At 35.3% G+C, this 23,445-nt stretch carries 19 protein-coding genes and 1 tRNA gene; 6 read left to right on the forward strand and 14 right to left on the reverse strand.

Annotated features, from left to right (window positions below; translation table 11 throughout):
• Positions 1-132: 132 nt before the first annotated feature.
• The 4 genes from B4F31_RS15835 to B4F31_RS15850 all read right to left on the reverse strand — a co-directional run bounded on the left by B4F31_RS15835 (position 133) and on the right by B4F31_RS15850 (position 6,650).
• Entirely contained in the window at positions 133-966 is an 834-nt protein-coding gene (locus tag B4F31_RS15835) for a class I SAM-dependent methyltransferase (protein WP_286761728.1), read from the reverse strand.
• Positions 967-1,085: 119 nt separating this feature from the next.
• A complete protein-coding gene (mnmG, locus tag B4F31_RS15840; RefSeq protein ID WP_093304742.1) occupies positions 1,086-2,957 on the reverse strand; it encodes a tRNA uridine-5-carboxymethylaminomethyl(34) synthesis enzyme MnmG in 1,872 nt (623 codons plus the stop codon).
• Positions 2,958-2,977: 20 nt separating this feature from the next.
• Positions 2,978-3,397: an rRNA maturation RNase YbeY gene (ybeY, locus tag B4F31_RS15845; protein WP_075327876.1), complete on the reverse strand. Its 420-nt coding sequence runs from the start codon at positions 3,395-3,397 to the stop codon at positions 2,978-2,980.
• Positions 3,390-6,650, reverse strand: a complete 3,261-nt coding sequence (locus B4F31_RS15850) for a DUF4175 family protein (protein ID WP_286761729.1) — start codon at positions 6,648-6,650, stop codon at positions 3,390-3,392. Before B4F31_RS15850 ends, ybeY begins: the two co-directional genes overlap by 8 nt.
• Before the next feature lie 116 nt (positions 6,651-6,766).
• Between B4F31_RS15850 and gltX the strand changes: the two genes are divergently transcribed.
• Positions 6,767-8,284: a glutamate--tRNA ligase gene (gene gltX / locus B4F31_RS15855; RefSeq protein WP_286761730.1), complete on the forward strand. Its 1,518-nt coding sequence runs from the start codon at positions 6,767-6,769 to the stop codon at positions 8,282-8,284.
• A gap of 234 nt (positions 8,285-8,518) precedes the next feature.
• Complete coding sequence (locus tag B4F31_RS15860; protein WP_075325366.1) at positions 8,519-9,478, forward strand: SPFH domain-containing protein; 960 nt, start codon at positions 8,519-8,521, stop codon at positions 9,476-9,478.
• Between the two features lie 170 nt (positions 9,479-9,648).
• Here the strand turns inward: B4F31_RS15860 and B4F31_RS15865 are convergent, their stop codons facing one another.
• The 4 genes from B4F31_RS15865 to B4F31_RS15880 form a co-directional block, all read right to left on the reverse strand.
• Positions 9,649-9,882, reverse strand: a complete 234-nt coding sequence (locus B4F31_RS15865) for a DUF6327 family protein (protein ID WP_075325367.1) — start codon at positions 9,880-9,882, stop codon at positions 9,649-9,651.
• A gap of 5 nt (positions 9,883-9,887) precedes the next feature.
• Entirely contained in the window at positions 9,888-10,238 is a 351-nt protein-coding gene (locus B4F31_RS15870) for a phage holin family protein (protein WP_075325368.1), read from the reverse strand.
• Positions 10,239-10,248: 10 nt separating this feature from the next.
• Positions 10,249-10,623: a YtxH domain-containing protein gene (locus tag B4F31_RS15875; protein ID WP_075325369.1), complete on the reverse strand. Its 375-nt coding sequence runs from the start codon at positions 10,621-10,623 to the stop codon at positions 10,249-10,251.
• 136 nt (positions 10,624-10,759) lie between these two features.
• Positions 10,760-12,436: a glutamine--tRNA ligase/YqeY domain fusion protein gene (locus B4F31_RS15880; protein ID WP_286761731.1), complete on the reverse strand. Its 1,677-nt coding sequence runs from the start codon at positions 12,434-12,436 to the stop codon at positions 10,760-10,762.
• A 342-nt stretch (positions 12,437-12,778) separates the two neighbouring features.
• Here B4F31_RS15880 and folB point away from each other — a divergent pair, with 342 nt between their 5' ends.
• Together folB and B4F31_RS15890 are read left to right on the forward strand one after the other, a co-directional pair.
• The gene (folB, locus tag B4F31_RS15885) at positions 12,779-13,135 is read left to right on the forward strand and encodes a dihydroneopterin aldolase (RefSeq protein ID WP_075325371.1); all 357 of its coding nucleotides are present in this window, start codon (positions 12,779-12,781) and stop codon (positions 13,133-13,135) included.
• 147 nt (positions 13,136-13,282) lie between these two features.
• A tRNA-Cys gene (locus B4F31_RS15890) sits at positions 13,283-13,353 on the forward strand.
• 57 nt (positions 13,354-13,410) lie between these two features.
• Here B4F31_RS15890 and B4F31_RS15895 read toward each other — a convergent pair.
• The 3 genes from B4F31_RS15895 to rnr all read right to left on the reverse strand — a co-directional run bounded on the left by B4F31_RS15895 (position 13,411) and on the right by rnr (position 17,150).
• Positions 13,411-14,109, reverse strand: coding sequence for a LysE family translocator (locus tag B4F31_RS15895; RefSeq protein ID WP_286761732.1), 699 nt, complete (start codon positions 14,107-14,109; stop codon positions 13,411-13,413).
• 31 nt (positions 14,110-14,140) lie between these two features.
• Entirely contained in the window at positions 14,141-14,812 is a 672-nt protein-coding gene (locus B4F31_RS15900) for a head GIN domain-containing protein (protein ID WP_075325373.1), read from the reverse strand.
• Between the two features lie 148 nt (positions 14,813-14,960).
• A complete protein-coding gene (gene rnr / locus B4F31_RS15905) occupies positions 14,961-17,150 on the reverse strand; it encodes a ribonuclease R (RefSeq protein WP_075325374.1) in 2,190 nt (729 codons plus the stop codon).
• 1,113 nt (positions 17,151-18,263) lie between these two features.
• Here rnr and rpiB point away from each other — a divergent pair.
• Positions 18,264-18,698 carry a ribose 5-phosphate isomerase B gene (gene rpiB, locus B4F31_RS15910; protein WP_075325376.1) on the forward strand — a complete coding sequence of 145 codons (435 nt, stop codon included), beginning with the start codon at positions 18,264-18,266 and terminating at the stop codon, positions 18,696-18,698.
• A 92-nt stretch (positions 18,699-18,790) separates the two neighbouring features.
• On the forward strand, positions 18,791-19,228 hold the full coding sequence (locus tag B4F31_RS15915; protein ID WP_075325377.1) for a GNAT family N-acetyltransferase: 438 nt from the start codon (positions 18,791-18,793) through the stop codon (positions 19,226-19,228).
• Here the strand turns inward: B4F31_RS15915 and B4F31_RS15920 are convergent, their stop codons facing one another.
• From B4F31_RS15920 to B4F31_RS15930, 3 genes are all read right to left on the reverse strand, one after another.
• Positions 19,229-20,863: a S41 family peptidase gene (locus B4F31_RS15920; RefSeq protein WP_286761733.1), complete on the reverse strand. Its 1,635-nt coding sequence runs from the start codon at positions 20,861-20,863 to the stop codon at positions 19,229-19,231. It abuts the gene before it with no gap.
• 69 nt (positions 20,864-20,932) lie between these two features.
• Positions 20,933-21,313 (reverse strand): ribonuclease P protein component, encoded by a 381-nt coding sequence (rnpA, locus tag B4F31_RS15925; protein ID WP_093304728.1) that lies wholly within the window; start codon positions 21,311-21,313, stop codon positions 20,933-20,935.
• A gap of 280 nt (positions 21,314-21,593) precedes the next feature.
• Positions 21,594-23,444 carry a M1 family metallopeptidase gene (locus B4F31_RS15930; RefSeq protein ID WP_286761734.1) on the reverse strand — a complete coding sequence of 617 codons (1,851 nt, stop codon included), beginning with the start codon at positions 23,442-23,444 and terminating at the stop codon, positions 21,594-21,596.
• Position 23,445: the final 1 nt, after the last annotated feature.

A 23,445-nucleotide genomic window follows, 5' to 3' on the forward strand; every position in this document is an offset into this window, starting at 1 on the left:
AAATTATAATGATAAATTTAATAGATAAAAAATGAATTAAATAGCTTAGAAATAAACTTGTTTCTCAAAATAAACCTGATTGTATATGATAATGAAGCCGAAACAGGCTTAAATGAGCTTAAAATGCGTTTTTTAGCTTTTCTGGAAGAAATAAACAAGAGAAGAATACTCTGAAGTGCGTTGTGCTCTTAAATTTGATTCCAAACCAGTTTTAAAAGCTTTTAGCATATTTGATTTTCCTGTTTTGTTTTTTTCTGAAAGTAAACTCACATAGAAAGAATCAAAAAGAAGAGGTTTGGTTTTAATCTTTTCAAAATTATGTTTTTCGAACAACCAGGTAATTCCAGTTTGAGAAAAATGCCAAAGATGTCTGGGCACATCGTAAGCCGCCCAAAATTCTTTGTAGTATTCGGCATCAAAACTTTTAAAATTCGGAACCGCAATAACCGCTACCCCATTTGGTTTTAATAAGCGATACAATTCTTTTACCTGAAAATCGAAATTTGGAACGTGCTCTAAAACGTGCCACATAGAAATTATATCAAAAGAATTTTCATCAAAGAAAGATAATTCTTGCTGAAGCTCAATCCCTTTTTCAGCCGCTAACTTTCTTGCCTGTGCATTTGGTTCAATGCCTTCAATATTCCATTTCTTTCTTTTGGCAGTTTGTAAAAAATCTCCGGTTCCGGCACCGATATCTAATAAGTTATTTCCTTTAGCAACTTTATTGACCCATTTCAATTTTTGCAGCAGCATAAAATTCTTAACCGCCTGGTAAATTTTATCGGTAAGACTTTTACTTGAATCTGTATGAGAAATATAATTTTCACTTTCGTAGTAAGCCGAAAGATTTTCGGGTTTTGGAATCGTTTCTAATATTTCAAAATCACTTTTCTTTTGTAATTGAAATTCTTCCCCAGAAACTAAATGATCTTTACAGGTTAAATGAAAATTTTTATCGCTCATTAAAAGGAATTTGGCAAAGTATAATTACTAAAAAAATTAAAAGCTTTCTCGAATTATTTTAAAATCTGATAGCGATTTAATTGATAAAAAGAAAATTGTTCCACGTGGAACTTTTAAAATTATCTTCCCATATAAACCAATAAAACGGAAATATCATTAGGACTTACCCCGCTTATTCTTGATGCCTGTGAAATTGATGTTGGTTGAATTTTATTTAGTTTTTCCCGTGCCTCAAAAGACATAGATTTGATCTTAGAATAATCAAAACTATTAGGGATTTTTACATCTTCCAGCCTATTCAATTTATCGGCATTGTTCTTTTCCTTTTCAATATATCCAGAATATTTTACTTGAATTTCGGTCTGTTCCAAAATCTCGGTATTCAAATTATTCTCCTGAATATATTCCTCTACTCCGGGGAAATTTCGAACATCCTCCATCGTAATATTTGGACGAGAAAATATTTTAAAGATCTTATCACTCTGCTTCATTGGAGAGGAATTATTCTCTTCTAAAATAGGATTTGCATCCTCGTGAGAAACACTTTTATTCTTAAGGAAATTCACAAAATCAGAAGACTTTTCTTTCTTCTCTTCCATTTTTCGCATACGTTCTTCAGAAGCCAAACCTAATTTATAAGAGCGTTCGGTCAATCTAAAATCGGCGTTATCCTGACGTAATAAAGTTCTGTATTCAGCACGGGAAGTAAACATTCTATAAGGCTCTTCTGTACCTTTTGTAATAAGATCATCTATAAGAACACCTATGTATGCTTCATTTCTCTTAATGATAAATTCCTCCTTTTCTTGAACTTTTAGAGCCGCATTTATTCCAGCCATTAATCCCTGGCAAGCGGCTTCTTCGTAACCTGTAGTTCCATTAATTTGACCCGCGAAATACAGTCCCTCAACCAACTTGGTTTCCAATGTATGTTTCAACTGTGTTGGTGGAAAATAATCGTATTCTATAGCGTAACCAGGTCTGAAAAATTTCACATTTTCAAATCCGGCTACAGATTTTAAAGCTTTAAATTGAACATCTTCGGGAAGCGAAGTAGAAAAGCCATTTACATAAACTTCTACCGTATTCCATCCTTCGGGTTCCACAAAAAGTTGATGCCTGTCCTTATCTGCAAATCTGTTTATTTTATCTTCTATACTTGGGCAATATCTAGGTCCAATACTTTGAATACGTCCATTAAACATTGGCGATCTTTCAAAGCCATCTTTAAGAATTTCATGTACCTCTGGAGAGGTGTAAGTCATATAACAGGAACGCTGTTTTTTTAATGGTTGGGTTTCATCTAAAAAAGAAAATTTAGAAGGAACATCATCCCCTGGCTGTTCCACCATTTTAGAATAATCTAAAGATCTGCCATCTACTCTAGGAGGTGTTCCGGTTTTCATTCTACCAGATTCAAAACCTGCATCCACAAGATCTTTTGTGATTCCAGTAGCAGCTTTTTCTCCCGCTCTACCACCACCAAAATTTTTATCTCCAATATGAATTAATCCATTTAAAAAGGTACCGTTGGTAAGCACCACAGATTTAGCACGAATTTCCAACCCTAAAGAAGTTCTTACACCTTTAAGTTCGTTGCCTTCTAAAATCAGACCAGCAACCATTTCCTGATAAAAATCTAGATTAGGTGTTTGTTCCAATCTAAGTCTCCAATGCTCGGCAAACATCATTCTGTCGCTTTGCACTCTTGGACTCCACATCGCAGGCCCTTTAGATTTGTTAAGCATTTTAAACTGAATGGCACTGGTGTCACTAACCAATCCGCTGTAACCACCCATAGCATCAATTTCACGCAAAATTTGACCTTTTGCAATCCCACCCATCGCAGGATTACAACTCATTTGCGCAATATTCTGCAGGTTCATCGTCACCAACAAGGTTTTAGAACCCATATTGGCGGCTGCGGCCGCGGCTTCACTTCCAGCGTGACCGGCACCTACTACAATAACATCATATTCACTTTCGAACATAAAAATTCTTCTTTCTAAATTTATTGTTCCACGTGGAACAATGCAATCTTTTCGTCTTCCTTCTGTCGCATTAAAGCGGCTTCACTTTCAGTTTTATCTGGATAACCACAGAGATGCAAAATCCCGTGAATCACAACCCTTTTAAGTTCTTCAGAAAAATCAACATTATACTCCTTTGCATTTTCAGTAACACGATCTGTACTAATAAAAATATCACCGTTCAATTCATCTCCTTCAGAATTATCAAAAGAGATAATATCGGTATAAGTATCGTGGTCCAAAAATTTGAGATTAATCTTATACAAATAATGATCGTCACAAAAAATATAGTTTATCTCGCCAAGCTGTTTCTCTTCTGATGAGATTACTTTTCTAATCCAGGTATCAAAAGATTTTTCCTCCTGAAACTCGAAATCATTTTCCGAATAAAAATTAATTATCTGTTCGCTCAAAATAGGTTCTTACTTTCTGTTTATAAATTTCGCGCAAAGGTAAGCTTTGTCTATTTAAAATTTCTATAGAATTAAAATATTCTTTAGCCTTAATACTTTGATCTTTAGTCGTGTTATCAAACTGCTGAAGATTGGTTTCAGACTCTCGCTTATTATTTTCTCGCTGTTGCAAATGCGCGTCTTCATATTCCATCAATTCGTGTTCCAATTGCTGCAATTTCTGAAGGTTTTCAGGATCAAAACCTTTGTCCAAAAGTTGTTCCTCGGCATCTTTCATTTGCTCTTCAATTTGCTTTCCCTGTTGCGAACCTTCTTTCTCATTTAATTCTTGTAAGCTTTCCCGCAGTTCCTGCTGAGCCTTATAAATCTCAAACAAGCCTTCCATATCCCCTTCTCCCATTCCTTCTCCGGGTGTCTTCCCTTCATTCTGCTTTCCTTTTTGCTGTTTTCCCTGTTCCTGAAATTCTTTATTAATTTCCTGCTGCTTCTTAATAATATCCTGAAGCTGAAATTCCGAATTCTCCCCCTGCCCTTTTCCTAACTGCGGATTGGCCTGTTGTTGCATCATCGACAGAATTTCACTTAGCATATAAGCCAAATCATTTGCGCCGGTTACCACATATTGCTGGCTCGCGGTTCCCTGGGGTAATTGATTCTCGGAAAGCCGCTCAAGAGATTTATCGATATCAAATTCAATATCGGTTAAGCTTTTAGTAATTTTTTCGGTGATCATAGGATTGCTAAGCGCAAGGGTATATAAACTATCATCAATATGGCTAAAGTTTTCCCTGAGATCGTTTTGTCTTCTAAGCCTGGCAGCATATCCCGGATTATTGATATCTATTTTACTGAAATCCTCCAAAAGCTCCTCCTGCTGAAATGAAAATGTTACCAAATTATCTAATATTTGTCGAAGGGTTTCAATATCGGCCTTTAGTTCTTCTCCACTTTGCTGCATAGCACGCTGTTGCATTTTTTGGCTCATTTCCTTCATTTGCTGCGCAGCATTCTTCTGTTTTTCTTTTGCCTTTTCCCTGTCTCCTTTATCTAAATTTTCCTCGGCATCATTCAAATATTTTTCTATACTTTCTTCATCAACTTCCTCACGCGGTAAAACTGTCGGCTTTTGTAGATCATTATTATCATCTTCCAGTTGATCCATTTCTTGCTGAAATTTTTCAAATTCCTCAGAAATTTTCTTTTGTTCTACTAAAGATTCTGCATCAGAATTTTCTGACAATTGGTTTTGCTTTTCAGAAAGTTTGTCCAAATCTCTCGCCAATTTTTGAAGCTTTTCTTCTATATAATAGCGTTTGGTTAATTCTAAAAGCTGCTCTAAACTTCTTTCTTCACTTTGATTTCTTTTAGAAAGTTCTTCCAGTTTTTCTCCCAACTCTTCCCGGTTAATCTTATCGGCTATTTCTTGCAACTCTTTCAATAGCGATTCATTCTCCTGAAGGCGTTTTTCATTTCTATCCAACCGTTTTTTGAGTTCATCTTTTTCAGGAGAATCTGAATTTAATTCCTGCTCATTTTCTTCAAAACTATTTTTAAGTTTTTCAGAATAATTACGCATCATTTCAGATTGCTGCTTTTGTCGTTGAATAAAGTTTTGAAGCTTTTTACGCTGATTATAATCCAGGTTTTCATTTTCCTTTTGCAAGCGGTTTAGTTCATTTAATTCTTCTTCTGAAGATTTAATGTTTTTTAAACTTTCACTCAAATTATTTATAGACTCACCTTGTTGTCTTAACTTCTCCTCTTCTATTTCTTCACTTGTTTTCTTTCTAAAACTAAAGGTTGAAGTTTTTGTATTTTTACTTCCATTCACCGCATCATTATCCCAAAGCTGAAAGTAGAAATTGTAGGTTTCTCCGGGTTCCAAATCCAAATTTCCGGGAAATGTGTAATGAAAATCATCAAAAGCGGCTTTGGAGATCGAAACCTCATCTTTTCGAAGGCTATCTTCTTTATTTTCAATGTAATAAACCAAATTCAACCTATTTAAACCGTAATCGTCAGAAAGTTTTCCATAGAAATATTGTGTACTATTATCTATACTATCCAGTTTCTGTTGAATTTCAATTACCGGATATTCATCCTTGTTCACGTTTATGGAATAATCTAAACCCTCAAAGTTTTTAATAGCCTTATTTGAAGTGCTAACACTATAATCCAAGCGGGAATAAACCGCCTGGGAATATTGGAAATCTGAGTTTTCAGTAGAAAGTTTTACTAAAGAATCTTCAGTCTTAAAATTGAGAATTTCGGTATTTCTTGTATTAAAATTCCAGGTGATTTTTGTGCCTTCCGGTACATTTACATTCCCTGAACCACTTAAACTATCGTTAAGCTTTCCTATGTAATTAGGATAGTCAAACTTCATTTTAAAATCTAAAAGTTTAGGTACTTTTAGGGTTTCAAGGGTAAATTCTTTAGAATTTATGCCGTTGGCACTCAACCTAAAATTCACACTATTCTGAAGTCTTTTAAAAGTATATTCAAAACTTCCCGGGGCAACTTGCTTTAAAAAATAGGTTTGTCCGTTATAAGAAATTTCAGGCTTATCGGGAGTGATATTTCCTTCTGTTTTTACTATTATTTTATATTCTGAATTCTCCCTGGCTTTCAAAGAATCGTTTAAAATTATAAACCGGAAAGGCGCCGGTGCTTCAAATTCGGTATTATATTTTGCGAGCCTATCTAATGGCGAAGCAATCAACTTAATATTTCCGGTTACTAAAAGTCCTAAAATTAATATTACTGGAAATAAGGCGTATTTTAAGTATTTCCGGTTCTCCTTATAATCTACAGCGCGGGTAAATGGAACTTTATTTAGTTCGGCCGACTTTTGTTCAATCCCCGCTAATAATAATTCAGATTGTTGCGAATATTTTTTAAGCTGAAGAATATTCAGCAATTTATCGTTTACTTCAGGAAAATGCGCGCCGATAATTCTTGAAGCATCTTCATCATTTATTCCGCTGGAAAATTTAAAAAGTTTCGTCAACGGAATTATAATAAAATATCCCAACAGCATTACCTCAACTCCAACAAAAATCCAGAATAAAAAGATTCTTGCTGAAGGTTCTAACCATAGAAAATGTTCTATCGCCAAGACGCTTAGGAAATAAAGCAAGCCAATGGCCAGAAATAAGATAATTCCTTTCAGCAATTTATTCAGGTAAAACTTCCTGATAAAGGCCGCCAGTTTTCTTTTTATTTGATTGTAATTTTCCATAATTGAAGCTTAAAAATACAACAATTTTGGCGGAGTGATTTCCGGAGTATTGATGCGACTCTCATTAGGTTTCGTTTAATAAGGTTGTATCTTTGTGGTTAAAAACAAAACTAGATATGTCTGCTAAAGTTCGCGTGCGTTTTGCGCCAAGTCCAACCGGCCCTTTGCATATTGGCGGGGTAAGAACAGCTTTATATAATTATTTATTTGCCAAAAAACACAAGGGAGATTTTGTGTTGCGTATAGAAGATACCGATCAAAACCGATACGTTGAAGGTGCCGAAGATTATATTGTTGAATCTCTTAATTGGTGCGGAATTCCTTTTGATGAAGGTCCCGGAAAAGAAGGTGATTACGGCCCATACCGCCAGAGTGAACGCAAAGATATTTATAGAAAATATGCCGAAGAACTCCTGAAAAAAGACCAGGCTTATTATGCTTTTGATACCGCTGAAGAATTAGACGCACATAGAAAAGACCACGAAGAGAAAGGCAAAACCTTTATCTACAACTGGCATAATAGAATGAAATTGCAAAATTCCCTTGCACTTTCTGAAGACGAGGTTAGAGAAAAATTAGATGCCGATGAGAATTACGTGATCAGGTTTAAATCTCCTGAAGACGAAAATCTTCATATTAAAGATGAAATTCGTGGTGAAATGGAAATTGACACAAGCACTTTAGATGATAAGGTTTTATTTAAAAGTGATGGAATGCCAACTTACCACCTGGCCAATATTGTTGACGATCATTTAATGGAAATCTCCCACGTTATACGTGGGGAAGAGTGGTTGCCTTCGCTGGCGCTTCACTTTATGTTATACAGAGCTTTTGGATGGGACGCTCCTAAATTTGCGCATTTACCGCTCATTTTGAAGCCGCAGGGAAAAGGAAAATTAAGCAAGAGAGATGGAGATAAATTAGGTTTTCCAGTATTTCCGCTGGAATGGAAAGATCCTAATTCCGGAGAAATTTCTGCAGGTTATAGAGAAGATGGATATTTCCCCGAAGCCGTTACCAATATGCTGGCCTTTTTAGGTTGGAACCCGGGAACAGAACAGGAATTCTTTAAACTGAACGAACTGGTTGAAGCTTTTGAAATAGACCGTGTGCATAAAGGCGGAGCTAAATTTGATCCTGAAAAAACCAAGTGGTTTCAGCAACATTATATGCACGAGGCAGATGAAAAAGTAGTCGCTGAAAAGCTGGAAAAAATAATTGAGAAAAAAGAAATTAAAGTTTCTTCAGACTACGTTTTAAAGGTAGTTAGTTTGATGAAAGAACGCGCTGTTTTCGTAAACGATATTTGGGACCAGGGTTATTTTTTCTTCCTCGCCCCTACTTCTTACGATCCTAAAAATGCAAAAAAAGCATGGAAGGATGATACAGCCGATCTAATGCAGGAATTAATTCAGGTTTTACAAAAACAGGAAGATTTTAAGGCTGAAAACGTTCAGGCCGAAGTAAAAGCCTGGATCCAACAAAAAGAAGTTGGTTTTGGAAAAGTAATGCAACCTTTTAGATTAGCCTTAGTTGGGGCTATGCAAGGCCCAGACCTTTACGAAATCGCGGAAATGATTGGAAAAGAAGAAACCATTTCCCGTCTGGAAAAAGCGATAAAAACTTTAGGTTAAAATAATTTAGGTATACTTATAAAAGTAGGCTGTTTGAGGGGTTATAAAACTTCGTCAAGCTGAACTTGTTTCAGCTTCTAATATGTTTCAAATTATAACATGTTAGATCCTGAAACAAGTTCAGGATGACGTCTTAATATATTTTTTAAACAGCCTTTTTTGTTATCACCTCTACAGTATACCTAAGCAAACTTTCACTATCTTGGGAGAATCAACTTATATCTCCTAAAAATTATGCTTAGCTACGTCTTCATCCCCATTATTATTGTTTTATTTCTGGTGATTCTTTTCAGCGGAATTTTCACTGTGCGCCAGCAAAAAGCTGCGATCCTTGAACGATTTGGAAAATTTAAAAGCATTAAAAATTCCGGTCTTCATTTAAAGATTCCTGTAATAGATCAAATTGCCGGTAGAATCAATTTAAAAGTACAACAGCTGGATGTTCTGGTAGAAACCAAAACCAAGGATAACGTGTTTGTTAAGCTGAAAATATCGGTGCAATTCCAGGTAATTAGAACTAATATTTACGACGCTTTCTATAAACTTGAAAGTCCGTCAGACCAGATCACGTCTTATGTTTTTGATGTGGTGCGGGCTGAAGTTCCTAAAATGATCTTAGATGATGTTTTTGAACGAAAAGACGATATCGCCATCGCTGTTAATAGAGAACTCAACGAATCTATGCAGGATTATGGTTACGACATCATTAAAACGCTTGTAACAGACATTGACCCAGATGAGCAGGTAAAACATGCTATGAACAGAATAAACTCGGCAGAACGCGAGAAAGTGGCTGCAGAATATGAAGGAGAGGCCGAAAGAATACGAATTGTTGCTAAAGCACGCGCTGAAGCAGAAAGTAAACGTTTACAGGGACAGGGAATTGCCGATCAAAGAAGGGAAATTGCCCGCGGACTTGAAGAAAGCGTGGATGTGCTGAATAATGTAGGGATAAACTCCCAGGAAGCTTCGGCTTTAATTGTGGTGACGCAGCATTACGATACACTGCAAGCCATTGGTGAAGAAACCAACAGTAACCTTATTTTATTACCGAATTCGCCCCAGGCCGGTAGCGATATGCTAAATAATATGGTGGCTTCTTTTACGGCTTCTAACCAGATCGGGGAAGCTATGCGTAAGAAAAACGAAGAAATTGAACAGGAGAAAAAGAATCAGGATGATTCGAGAAGGTAATAATTAAAACCTCTTCCTGCCTAAATAAAAAAGGTTTGAAAGTTTGTTTTTGAATCCTACGTCATTCTAAATTTATTTCAGAATCTAACATTTTAGAACCTGAAACAAGTTCTGGTTGACGGGAATAATAAACAAACTTTCAAACCCTTATAATATCTATAAGAAGTTTTCTAACCTTTTACTTTAGCAGTTACCTTTTTTAGCCCTGTAAGCTTTGTTACAGCTTTAAGGATAAAGGCTTTTTGCAAAATAGATCCTGCCATACTTCCCATAAGAGATAAGGGAGACATAGCACTTTTAGTACGCTCTATATTCAATTTGATCTCCTCCTGGTCTATTTTGGTTTGAAGTTTCAGAATTTTTAAATCCCGATCTATTTCTTTGAATGAACTATATTCCTTCATAGTGCTTAATCGTTAAAAAATTTTCTTGAAACTTTTACTAACAGAATCTTCTCAATTGGTTTTCTTCCGAAGAATAATATTCCCAGGAATAATAGAAAATAGAATCCGCCTACAATAAAGTAACCGGAACTTGGTGTACCAATAGCCTCACTAATAAGTATAGCGACAGCTACTGAGAGTAAAATTAAGGCAAAGATGAAAAAAATACCCAACAAAAGCCCCTGAACAAGACCAATGGCCCCTTTCATGGCTTGTTTAAAGAATTCAAGTTTATAATATTCAGCATTGCTGTGGGCAAATGCCTTCAAATTATAATTTAGCTCGTCAATACTTCTGGATAGTTTTTCAAATGCCATAAAATTATTTCTATACTACTGCTTTATTTGGTTTGTCTTTAGAATCGCCTCCTTTACCATCTTTCTGTAATTTGGCGTTTTGCTTTCTAAGCTCTTCTAATTTAGTTTCCATTGCAGTTAGAATATCATCTGCTTTATGACTTGCCGAAGAAAGAGTTTCTTCTAATCTTGCTTCAAAGTCTACACGAGCCTGCTTAGCTTTTTCGGTTAGATTAGAAGAAGTCTCTGTGTACTTTTTATTTAATCTATCCTGAGCTTTCTTAGACTCGTCTTTTAATTTTTTACGGGTTTTTTCACCGCTATCTGGAGCATATAATAAACCTACTCCTGCTCCAATTGCAGCTCCGGTAATTAATGCTAATAGTGTACTTCCTGTATTTGCCATAATAGTTTTTAGTTAAGTTAATACTAAACCCAAAGATACAAGATGGGTTAAGGCTATGCTGTTAATAACCGGTTAATATGTTAAAATGCTTTACTAAAATATTCTTAAAAAGCCACTTAACCAAATGGATTACAGCTTATTTAATTTTTGCCCACGAATCTCTTAGGCCAACGGTGCGATTAAATATTGGTTCCCCTTCTTTTGAATCTTTATCTACACAAAAATATCCTATACGTTGAAATTGAAATTTATCCTGAATTCCTGCCGATTTTAAACTAGGTTCTACAAAACCTTTAATTACTTCCAGTGAATCTGGATTTACAAATTCCATATAATCTTTTTCCTTATCGCCATCGGGATTTTCTACGCTGAATAAGCGGTCGTAAAGCCTTATTTCAGTTTCTAATGCGTGCTTAGCAGAAACCCAATGCAAGGTTCCTTTTACTTTTCGCTTAGATTCTTCGGTGCCACTACCACTTTTACTTTTAGGATCGTAAGTACAATGAATTTCGGTAATATTTCCTTCGGAATCTTTTACCACTTCCTCACCTTTAATAATATAAGCGTTCTTTAATCGCACCTCTTTCCCAAGGGTTAACCTGAAAAATTTTCGATTTGCGCTTTCTTTAAAATCTTCTTTTTCAATATAAAGTTCTCTTGAAAATGGAATTTCCCTGCTTCCGGCCGACTCATCTTCCGGGTTGTTTTCTGCTTCTAACCATTCTTCTTTTCCTTCTTCATAATTGGTAATCACCAATTTTACAGGATCTAAAACACCCATAACTCTTGGTGCTGTTTTATTAAGGTCTTCCCGCGCACAAAATTCTAAATGTGCAACATCAATCATATTTTCACGCTTTCCAACCCCAATAGAATCGGCAAACTTCCTGATTGAATTTGGTGTATAACCTCGTCTTCTTAAACCCGAAATTGTTGGCATTCTGGGATCGTCCCAGGAGTTAACCACGCCTTGCTCTACCAATTGCATCAGTTTACGTTTACTAACAACTGTATGGCTTAGGTTTCTGCGAGCAAATTCTCTTTGTTTCGGTTTTAATTCGCCTTCCTTACTTACTTTTTCAACAAACCAGTTATATAATTCGCGGTGCGGTAAAAATTCCAGCGTACAAAAAGAGTGCGAAATATTTTCTATAAAATCACTTTCGCCGTGTGCCCAATCGTACATTGGGTAAATTTTCCAGGTATCATTAGTACGATGATGATTTTTATGCAAACAGCGATACATTACAGGATCGCGCATTAACATATTTGGGGAAGTCATATCTATTTTTGCACGTAAAACGTGACCTCGCTCTGGAGTTTCCCCGTTTTTCATTTTCTCAAATAGGTCCAGGTTTTCTTCTACAGAACGATTTCTATATGGACTTTCCTTCCCTGGATCGGTTGGAGTCCCTTTTTGAAGCGCAATTTCTTCTGATGTCTGGCTATCTACATAAGCATCTCCATTTTTTATCATTTCTACAGCCCAATCATACAACTGCTGAAAATAATCTGAAGCATAACATTCTTTTTCCCATTTAAAGCCAAGCCACAAAACATCTTCTTTTATAGCATCTACAAACTCCTGCTCTTCCTTAATAGGATTTGTATCATCAAATCTAAGGTTTACGGGCGCATTGTATTTTTCTCCTAAACCAAAATTTAAGCAAATAGAAGACGCGTGCCCAATATGAAGATAACCATTGGGTTCAGGCGGAAACCTGAATTTTAGTTCTTCTTTTTTGTGGGTATTTTGAAGATCTTCTTCTATAATTTGCTCAATAAAATTGAGCGATCTTTTTTCTTCAGCCATAATTTATTAAAATCAAAAACCTCGTAAAAGAGGTTAAAATCAGACATTTATTTTTAGATTCGATCCGGGTTCAAAATATTAAACCCTACATGGTATAAGCCACAAAGTTACCAAAAAATAGGTCGCCGCACCCAAGCTTTGCCAGACAAGAAATAATATATTTTGATTAAGTAGAACTCAAATTCAAATCTTTGAGGAAAATAATAAAATCCAGGGCAATAAAATTGAATTAAAGCACCTACCCGCTTATCTTTGTAAACTCCATCGCGCAAGCTGAGGATCCCTGAATTTCAGGAATAATTTAAATAAGATAATCTCTACAATTGAGTAAAAAATAATCTTTTGGGAAGTATAAAATTAAAAAACATCAGGGTTTTTGCCTATCACGGTTGTCTTGATGAAGAAGGAAAAATAGGAAGTGATTATCGGGTAGATCTTAAGGTGAAAGGCGATTTATCTCATTCTGCCAAGACCGATTCTCTTGGAGATACCATAGACTATGTACATTTAAACAAAATTGTTAAAGAAGAAATGGCAATTAGGTCTAAACTTCTGGAAAACGTAGCCGAACGTATTTTAAAAAGAGTTTTAGATGAAATAATTTTAGTACAAAAAGCAAAGGTTGAAGTTTCAAAAATAAATCCGCCTATTGGTGGGAATGTGGCAATGGTTAGTGTAATTAGAAGTAAATCACGCTAATTTTTTGGTTTTCAATATTTAGAAAAGATTATTTTAAGAACTAAATTTTATTAATTTTAGTTTACTAAATCTTCCTGAATAGCACTGATTAGTTTTATTTTTTAAACTATAAATTTTTATTACATTTGCCAACCCTTAAATAAACAGGGCATCGTGGCCGAGTGGCTAGGCAGAGGTCTGCAAAACCTTGTACAGCGGTTCGAATCCGCTCGATGCCTCAAAAAAAGCTCCTTTTCTAAGGGGCTTTTTTTATACGCAAAATTCAAGGTTTATACTTAATTCTTAATGGTATCGTTTGGAGTAATCGTTTCAATTTGATCTTTAATTCCATTAACCTGGTTAGGAAAGAGTCCCTGGAAAATAAGCATTCCGCCAAAAACGATAAGCATTATACTAATCCCCTTTTTCATAAGATAGATTCGGTTTGGGGTTAATTTTCGGTTTAACTTTTTGGCGAGTAAAATTTTAAAAACATCTAAAACGAGATAAGTTCCTAAAACACTTCCGAAGAAAACCATTATACGATCCTGTTCCATATCCAGTTTTGGCCCAAAAACGATAATTAATCCTAACCAAAAACCCAGGACACCAATATTGATGAAATTCAACAGAAATCCTTTTACTGCTAAACCCATATAATCGCTTTTACTGAGTTTTCTTATCTCTGGGGTATCATCTTCTTGCCTAAGTACTTTTTTGGTCTGTACAAAGCTCATTACCCCGTAAGTGGTTAGAATCATACCACCAAAGATAAACAGTGCAGGATCATCTTTTATGCTGGCGAGTAGTTTGGTAGTACTTAAATAGGCGACAAAAAGGAATACAATATCGGCTAAAATAACACCTAAGTCAAATGCAAAAGCGGCTCTAAAGCCTTTAATAGCAGCAGTTTCCAGTAACACAAAGAATACCGGACCAAGTAAAAATGCCAAAAAAAGACCTAAGGGTAGGGCTGCTAATACATCCTGAAACATACAATTGTATTATTTTACAAATGTAGACTTTTTAGTTTTTTCTAATTATTTTGCCGCCAAACAGGGTATTTTGATCTAAAGTTTTAGGATTACCATATACGTTTACGGTACCTCCCGCCCTTACCTTTGCTTCTACATTTCCGCTGGCAGTAATATCTGCAACACCACCGGCTTTGATACTAATTTTGGTATTTACAGACTTTAAATTTTTTGCGAAGAATTTTCCACCGGTATTAATAGCTATTTCCTGATCTTCGGTTTTACCTTCAACCTCAATTTCACCTCCAGTATTTGAATCAACATATAGTTTATTAAGCTTTACATCAGCAAAAATATCGGCCCCTTCTGAAGCATTTAAATGAAGAAGATCCTGTTTTAATTTAGAATCAACTTTTATGGAAGCATTTTGGCGGGCATCAATTTTATCAAGTTTTTTAAACTGAATTGTGATCTGAGTATTATCATTATCTAATATTTCATCAATACTCATTCGCACTTTTAAAACGCCATTATCAATTTTGAATTTTACATCGGTGCGGTTTTCACCGGTTATGGTGGCTTTATTCTGGTTTGCTTCTTTTAAAATCACATCCAAACCATTATAGACTTTAATTTCATTAAAATCTTCTAAATCCTGGGTGAGTTCCTGGGCGCTTAGCATACCAACACTCATTAAAAACAGTATAAAAAGATATTTTTTCATCTTTAAAAAATTTTATAGTTAAGTCTGCCCGAAGGTCTTTTCCTTTATCCTGAATTTATTTTTAAATTCTAAGATGTTCATCAACTTAGATCCTAAAATAATCCGAAACTTTGGGACAGGATAAGGTTCTATTTTTTCTGAAATTTATTTACTCTTCATTTTTTCCGATAAGTGTAAAATCTAAGTGTCTTTTTACTAAATCGGCATTTTTCACTTTTACTATTACTTCATCTCCCAATTGGTAAGACTTTTTGGTTTTTCTACCTACAATAGCGTAATTATCGGCATCAAAATCATAATGATCGCCTTTTATATCGCGAAGACGAATCATTCCTTCGCATTTATTTTCTATAATTTCCACAAATATCCCGAAGTCGGTTACTCCAGAAATTACACCCACAAATTCTTTATCCTGATGATCTATCATAAATTTCACCTGCATATATTTAATAGAATCCCTTTCGGCATTAGAAGAAAGGTTCTCCATTTCACTACTGTGATGACATTTTTCATCATATTCTTCTTCTTTTGCTGAAGGTTGCCCATCTAAATAACGCTGCAATAAACGATGCACCATCACATCTGGATATCTTCTAATTGGCGAAGTAAAATGCGAGTAATAATCGAAAGCTAAACCATAATGACCAATATTCTCGGTGCCATAATAGGCTTTACTCATTGTTCTAATGGCCAGTGTATCTACTAAGTTTTGCTCCTTTTTACCCTGAACATCCTGTAGCAATTGATTTAATGAAGAAGAAACAGTTTTCCTGTTTTTAAGGTTTAATCCGTGACCAAACCTGGAAACCAGGCTATTTAAAGAAACAAGTTTTTCTTCGTCGGGTTCGTCGTGACAACGATAAATAAAGGTTTTCTTTTGTTCTCGTTTTCCAATGAATTCAGCCACTTTTCGGTTGGCTAAAAGCATAAATTCTTCAATAAGTTTATTGGCATCTTTGGCTGTTTTAAAATAAACACCTACAGGTTCATTTTCTTCGTCTAATTGAAATTTAACTTCCACTTTATCAAAAGAAATTGCACCCTGACGCATTCTTGCGGAACGCATCTTTTTAGCCATTGAATTCATAGTTAAAACAGCATCAACAATTTCATCTTTCACCGTATAAGCTTTATCCTGGATAGAAATATCTTCAGAAATTTCTCCTTTTTCCGTTTCTATGATCTGTTGAGCTTCTTCGTAAGCAAACCGTGCATCAGAATATGTTACGGTTCTCCCGAACCACTCATTCACCACTTTTGTACTCTTATCGATTTCAAAAACTGCCGAAAAAGTATATTTTTCTTCGTTTGGCCTTAAAGAACAGGCGTTGTTTGAAAGTACTTCAGGCAGCATTGGTACCACGCGATCTACTAAATACACCGATGTTGCACGTTCGTAAGCTTCGTCGTCCAAAATGGTTCCCGGTTGTACGTAATGCGAAACATCGGCAATATGAATTCCTATTTCCACATTTCCATTATCCAGTTTTTTAAAACTCAGGGCATCATCAAAATCTTTTGCATCTGCAGGATCTATGGTAAACGTCAAAACATCGCGCATATCGCGACGTTTTTTAATTTCTTCGGGTTGAATTGAAGTATCAATTTCATCGGCAAAATCTTCTATTTCTTTCGGAAATTCGTGAGGCAAACCGTATTGTGCCAGGATTGAATGTATCTCGGTATGATGTTCACCGGGAGTACCTAAAACCTGAATAATTTTACCAAAAGGAGAGTCGGCTTTCTCTGGCCATTCTTCAATTTCCACAACTACTTTATCGCCGTTTTTAGCATCGCCCACTTTGTTTTTCTGCACAAAAACATCTGTATACATTTTTGGATCGCCAATAACAACAAAACCAAAATCTTTTTGCATATCAAGCACACCAACAAATTCGGTTCTTTTACGCTTTAAAATTTGGGTTACTTCTCCTTCAGATTTTTTATTTCGCTTTCTGTTATAAATATATATTTCTACTTCATCACCGTTAAAAGCCGTATTAAGATCTTTGGGAGAGATAAAAACATCATCTTCTAACTCATCTACCAGGGCATAGGCATAACCCTTTGTGGTCATATCTATCACGGCGTTGTAATAATCGTTACTTTTCTTACTTATTTTAAACTTTCCACGTTCCTCTTCTTCAATCTGTTTTTTTGCAGTTAACTGGGCTAATTTTTTAATAATATTATTTCTACTTGTAGCATCATTCACTCCAAGTTTAGCGGCAATTTGCTTATGATTAAAGGTTTTTCCAGGTTCCTTTCTAAGGATATCTATTATACTTTTGGCAAGGTCACCCTGGTGTTGGGATTTATTTTTATTCTTTTTACTCATTTCAATATTTAAAGTATAATATTACGGCTTCTGCATTACATGACATCTATTTGCGATTAAAGTTTTGTTAAGCGCTCTGAAAATTATTCTATTACAAAATATTTTTACATTTCCTTAACATAAATTTCGTACTGGGTAAAATCCCCCGTTTTTTGATACTTCAAATAAATTACATATCTCAAATCTTAATTTTTTCTTAATTTTAATTTAAAGTTGCTGCAATACATATTCGATATATTTGCAACATTTGGTAATCAAGTTGCTATGAAAAAAGCCCATAAAATATCGCTCCTTTTCGTTTTAATCTTCCTACTTGGATTAATAGGTTTTATAGCTTCTATAAACCTCACCTTAAATAAAAAAAGCCAGGTAGATATTAAATCTGCCAAGCTCTATACGGATGAAAAAATAAGTTTTTCAGTAGAAACTATATCCTATACAAAATACATTTAAATAACTGATTTTTATTTTTTTAAGCTTTTTTATTTTAAAAGTTATAATTCCCAATTTAACTCATTTCCAGAGGCTTATATTTTATAAGGTTAAACTTTAAAATTCCAAACTCAAATTTCAATTTTTACAGATAGCATTCAATGTTATCAACATTATATATTATTATTCTTTTTTCTTCTTTTTATAAAAATTAAAACTAATGATTATTATAGTCTGTTAACTTGTAGAATAATTTTTTTGAGGTTTATTTGGTTTTTAAGTTAGCTTATTTTGATAACAACTTATTAACATACTTCTAAAGTTCTAAAAGACTGGAAATCTTACTATTTTAATATTTACTTAACAAAAGTTGATAACCAAATCTTAATATCTAATCGGGATAAATTGAAATGAATTTAGTGTTCACAACCTGTTTTTATATGCTGATAACTTTGCTAAAAATAACAGACTTATAATTTGATTTACTCGTAGATATTTTGCTATTGAAATTTAATTTGAATACCGCAAATAAGTTTCTCAGTTTCTCATCAATGCTTATCCACAATGCTATGTCAATACTAAACCCTTGATACTAAAGGATATTTAAAAAGTAATTAACAATTGAAAATAACCTTGTTACTAAGTGGTTTTTTTACCTTTGTGACAGCTAAAAACTTAATTATGAAAATTGCAATAGGAAACGATCACGCCGGTACCGGATACAAGAAAAGAGTTGTTGATTACCTGAAAAACAAGGGTATAGAAGTTATTAACTATGGTACTAACAGTGATGATAGTGTAGATTATCCAGATTTTGTACATCCCGTAGCCGATGATGTTGAAACCAATAAGGTAGATTTTGGAATTATTATTTGTGGTAGTGGTAATGGTGCAAATATGACTGCTAATAAACACCAGGGTGTGCGTTCTGCTTTGTGCTGGACGGGTGAGATCACTAAACTGGCCAGAGAACATAATAATGCTAATATCTTGAGTATTCCCGCTCGTTTTGTTTCAGAACACCAGGCAGTAGATATGGTTCAAATCTTTTTGGAAACTTCTTTTGAAGGTGGAAGACATCAAAAACGAGTGGATAAGATTCCGGTTGAAAAATAGATATATTATTATATGTATAGAAAAGACTGTTTAAAACTGTTTAAACAGTCTTTTCTTTTATTATTTCTGAATAAAATATTCATTAGAAACATATGGAGATTCTTATTAAAAATTTCAACGAACTTAGTCTTGAAGAGCTTTACCAGATATTACAAATTCGGTCTGAAGTTTTTGTAGTAGAACAGGACTGTGTTTACCAGGATATAGATGGTAAAGATCAAAATGCATTACACATTTTAGGAGTTAAGAATGGAAAAGTAATTGCCTATACTCGCTGTTTTGATAAAGGATTTTATTTTGAAGAAGCCGCTATCGGCCGGGTTCTGGTTAAAGAATCGGAACGTAGAAATGCTTATGGGCATCTTATTCTAAAAGCTTCTGTAGAAGCTATTAAAGAGCGTTTTAAAACCGATAATATCAAACTTTCTGCGCAACAATATTTAACCGATTTCTACGAAAGCCATGGTTTTATACAAATAGGCGAAGGCTATCTTGAAGATGGAATTCCACATATCGCGATGGTAAAATAATTATTGCAAAATTTCTGAATAACGCTGGTTATTGTTTAAAATAGATTTAGCTTCCAGGATCTCAGGATTGTGATCTACATAATACTCATACAAGCCTTCTTTATAGAAATAGCGCTTTATAATCTCATCGGTTAAAATACTTACTATTTCGTGTTTCTTCTCGTCTAATTCTTTCTTCTTCTGAGCTTCAATTTCAGTAGAAATACTTTTATAATGACCTAAAATATCCTGTTCATAACCTTCTTTGGAAGCAATGGCAAGTAGTTCTTCAAGTTCCTGTTCTGTAGCGGTTTTATAGTCGAAATTAGAGGTTTTCAAGAAGGATTTAAAATTGTTGAAATCTGCATCGGTGAACTCGAATGATTCAGGATCTTTCAAGTCATTTTTATAATAATATTCGGTAGCAAAATTAAAAATGGCATTCTGTGCTAGCAGTGCATTGGTAATATTACTGTATTCTGAGGTTTCCAGTTTAACATCGGGAGAAATTCCGCCGCCATCAAAAACGCTGCGTCCATTACGGGTTTTAAACTCGTTATAATCTTCTACAGCTCTTTTTATCGCTTTCCCCTCTTCATCTCTTTCAGCATAATTTAAAGCCTGTATACACCTTCCGCTAGGCGTATAATAACGGGAAATAGTAATTTTAAGCTGGGTACCGTAAGCGAGTTCTTTAGGGCGCTGCACCAGGCCTTTTCCAAAACTTCTGGCACCTACAACCACTCCTCTATCCAGATCCTGAATAGCGCCAGCAACAATTTCGCTAGCGGAAGCACTACGTCCGTTCACTAAAACCACCAACGGAATTTGCGTATCTATAGGTTCTTTTTGGGTTTGGTAAGCTTTGTTATATTTTTCTATAACCGATTTGGTGGTGGTGATCAATTCACCTTTTGGTAGGAAAATATTACTCACGTTTATAGCTTCAGTTAATAAGCCTCCGGGATTTCCTCTAAGATCCAGGATAATTTCTTCTGCACCCTGGTTTTTTAGTTCTTTTAAAGCCCTTATTGTTTCTGAAGAAGCTTTGGCGTTAAAGCGGGAAAGTACTATATACCCGGTTTTTTCGTCCAAAAGTTCATAAAAAGGCACTGCTTTTAAGTTAATGGCACTCCGGGTAAGCTCGGTTGACTTTATTTCTCCCTGTCTACGATATTTGATATTAATTTGCGAATCTGGAGAGCCATTGAGTAATTCTCCAACATCATCGGTATAATCGGCTACTTTTATTCCCTCAATTTCAATAATTTCGTCCCCGGCTTTTAAACCGGCTTCATCGGCGGGATAACCTCTGTAAGGTTCCATAATCAATAAAGCATCTTCTATTACCTGTACTGTGGCTCCAATACCGCTGTATTCACCAGAATTATTGATTCTTGCGGCTTCTACATCCTGCTCGTTCCAGTAATTGGTATAAGGATCCAAATCTGCCAGCATCGCTTTAATCGCGGTATCCATTAAAGCAGCGGGATTGGTTTCTTCAACATAATTCATGTTGATTTCCTTAAAAAGCGTGGTAAAAATTTCAATCTGTTTGGCGATCTCAAAGAAATCAGATTTAAAACCAAAACTGCTGAAAATTAATGTAGCACCCATCGTAACTACCGCAATTTTTTTGGCGAGTTTCTTTTTCATTTTTCAATATTTTTTACTCGATAATCGAGATTAAATTTCCTGAGGTGATTTAAGCCGATTTATAGAAATTCAGCTTATTTTATTTTCCGATTCATTAAACTTCTCCATTACTTTTATCATTGCTTTATTTAGGTCTTCCAGACTAATTTCGTCCCTGGAAATATAAATAAACATCAAAGCATAAGGTTGTGTGAAGTTGCTGGTTACAAGATACTTATTTTTTCTGAAAGCTTCCCGCATCAAACGTTTAATACGGTTGCGGCCAACAGCAGTTTTTACCAGCTTTTTAGGTACTGAAACCCCGGTTTTAAAATGTTTAATTTCAGGATTGGTAATGGGAAGATAGATGAGTTTTAAAGGATATTTTTTAACCGATTTCCCTTCCTGAAATAATATATCTATGAGCTTTATGCTCTTTAATTTTTCGTCTTTTCCAAAACTTTCATCCATAATTCAAAAGTAAGGATAGTTTTAAGTTCTCTATGATGAAATGAAGAATTTAAGCGGAAATAAATAGAATTCAGAGCCTATTTAGTTATAGTTATTTTCTACGTCAACCTGAACTTGTTTCAGAGCCTGCTCCGAAATTTGTTCGGAGTTCTAACAGGCTTAGATTCTGAAATAATCCCGAAGCCTCGGGACAGAAGGACGATTGGAAAACTGATATAAAAAAAGACCTCACAGTTTTATACCTGTGAGGTCTAAATATTAATTTAAATATTTCGAAAAACTACTCCTGTTCTTCTTCTTCTGAAGTTTCTTCGGCAGTATAAAGGTTATTATCTCTGTTTACATCGGCCATTCGTTGAGATTCGTCTATTTCTATACTTTCAATCTCACTAAGTGGTTTATCTATGTTCAATTCGTAAGTTGGATAGGCCCAGGCCCAATCTTTTGCTACGGTCCAGTTTTCGTGTTCTGCATATTTTTCCCAACGCATTATTTGCAACGGGATATAGATCATTTCCTCTTCGCCATTGGTATAACGAACGGTAAGATCTATAGGCATAGGCATTAATTTTTTTCTTTCTAAAGTTACTTTAGTCGAATTCTCATCTGTTTCGGTAACTTCTTTAATTCCATAATCTATAGTATTAGTAGTACGCGTCCAGTCGTTTAAATACCAGTCTAACTCTGCTCCTGAAACTTTCTCGGCAATTCTTATAAAATCGTTTGGCGTTGGATGTTTAAATTTCCATTCGTCATAGTAACGTTTTAGGGTTTTATCAAGGTTATCCTCTCCAATAACATAACCTAATTGCGCTAAAAATACAGCGCCTTTAGAATAAGCTGATGCTCCATAAGCGGCGTTTAGTGCATAACGATCTGCCTGGGTGGTTTGTGGTTGCTCCATCCCGGAATTTGCTAATCCCATATAGCTGCGGTAAGAACCGGTATGTGGGTTTTCAGCATAAGTTTCCATAACCTGGTTCATTCCGCGGCTGGAAATATAGCTGGTAAAACCTTCGTCCATCCACTCGTGTTTGCTTTCATTTGTAGCCATTAAATGTTGAAACCAGGCGTGTGCAAGTTCGTGAGCAGTTACACCTACCAGACTTCCAAAGTTACGTTCTCCTGTAATTAAGGTTAACATGGCATATTCCATTCCCCCATCGCCACCTTGTGCTACGGTATATTGATCCCACGGATAAGGGCCTATATTTTCATTGAAAAATATTAGTAAATCTTCGGTTTTCTCCTGAAGATTTTTCCAGTTTTCCTTTATTTCATCATTGTCTTTATAGAAAAAATGAAGTACAGTTCCGTCTTCAGCAGTTCTTTTATCGTGAATATAATCAGGATCTGCGGCCCAGGTAAAATCGTGCACTTTTGGTGCTACAAAATGCCAGGTATGCGTGTCACCTTTTGCTTCTATTTCTTCATCTGAATAGCCGTGACCAATTTCATCTGGATTTTGAAGATATCCTGAAGCAGCTACAGTATAGTCTTTATCAATCGTAAGTTTTACGTCAAAATCGCCCCAAACTCCGTGAAATTCACGGCCAATGTAAGGCGCTGCGTGCCAGCCTTCAAAATCATATTCTGCCATTTTTGGAAACCACTGGCTCATAGAAAGCGCTACACCTTCTAAGCTATTTCTACCGGAACGGCGAATTTGCTCGGGCACCTGGCCTTTAAATTCCATATTAAAAGTAGCTTTTTCTCCCGGTAAAATAGGTTCGTCCAGTTCTACTTCCAAAATAGTTCCAACTTCTTCATAGGAAAGCTCATTTCCATCCTGGTTAAGGCTGGAAACTCTTAAATAACCCTGTTGATCTTCGGTTAATTTAGAAATACGGTCTCCTACCCTTCTATCTGGATCTTGTATGCTTGTAGAGCGCACATCCATTTCACTTCCGGGTTGAAAAGCATTGAAATATAAATGATAAAAAACGCGATCTAAAGTATCAGGTGAGTTATTGGTGTATTCCAATTCCTGTGTACCGGTATATTGAAAGTTTTCAACATTCATGTTAACCTCCATTTTATAATCTACGTGCTGTTGCCAGTAGCTGGTGTTGTTTTGGGCGCTGGCCAGGGAGGTTGCAACAAAGGCCAGACTTAATAATAATTTCTTCATT

The organism is Salegentibacter sp. UBA1130 (genome assembly GCF_002311535.1).
GTDB classification, from domain to species: Bacteria; Bacteroidota; Bacteroidia; order Flavobacteriales; family Flavobacteriaceae; genus Salegentibacter; species Salegentibacter agarivorans.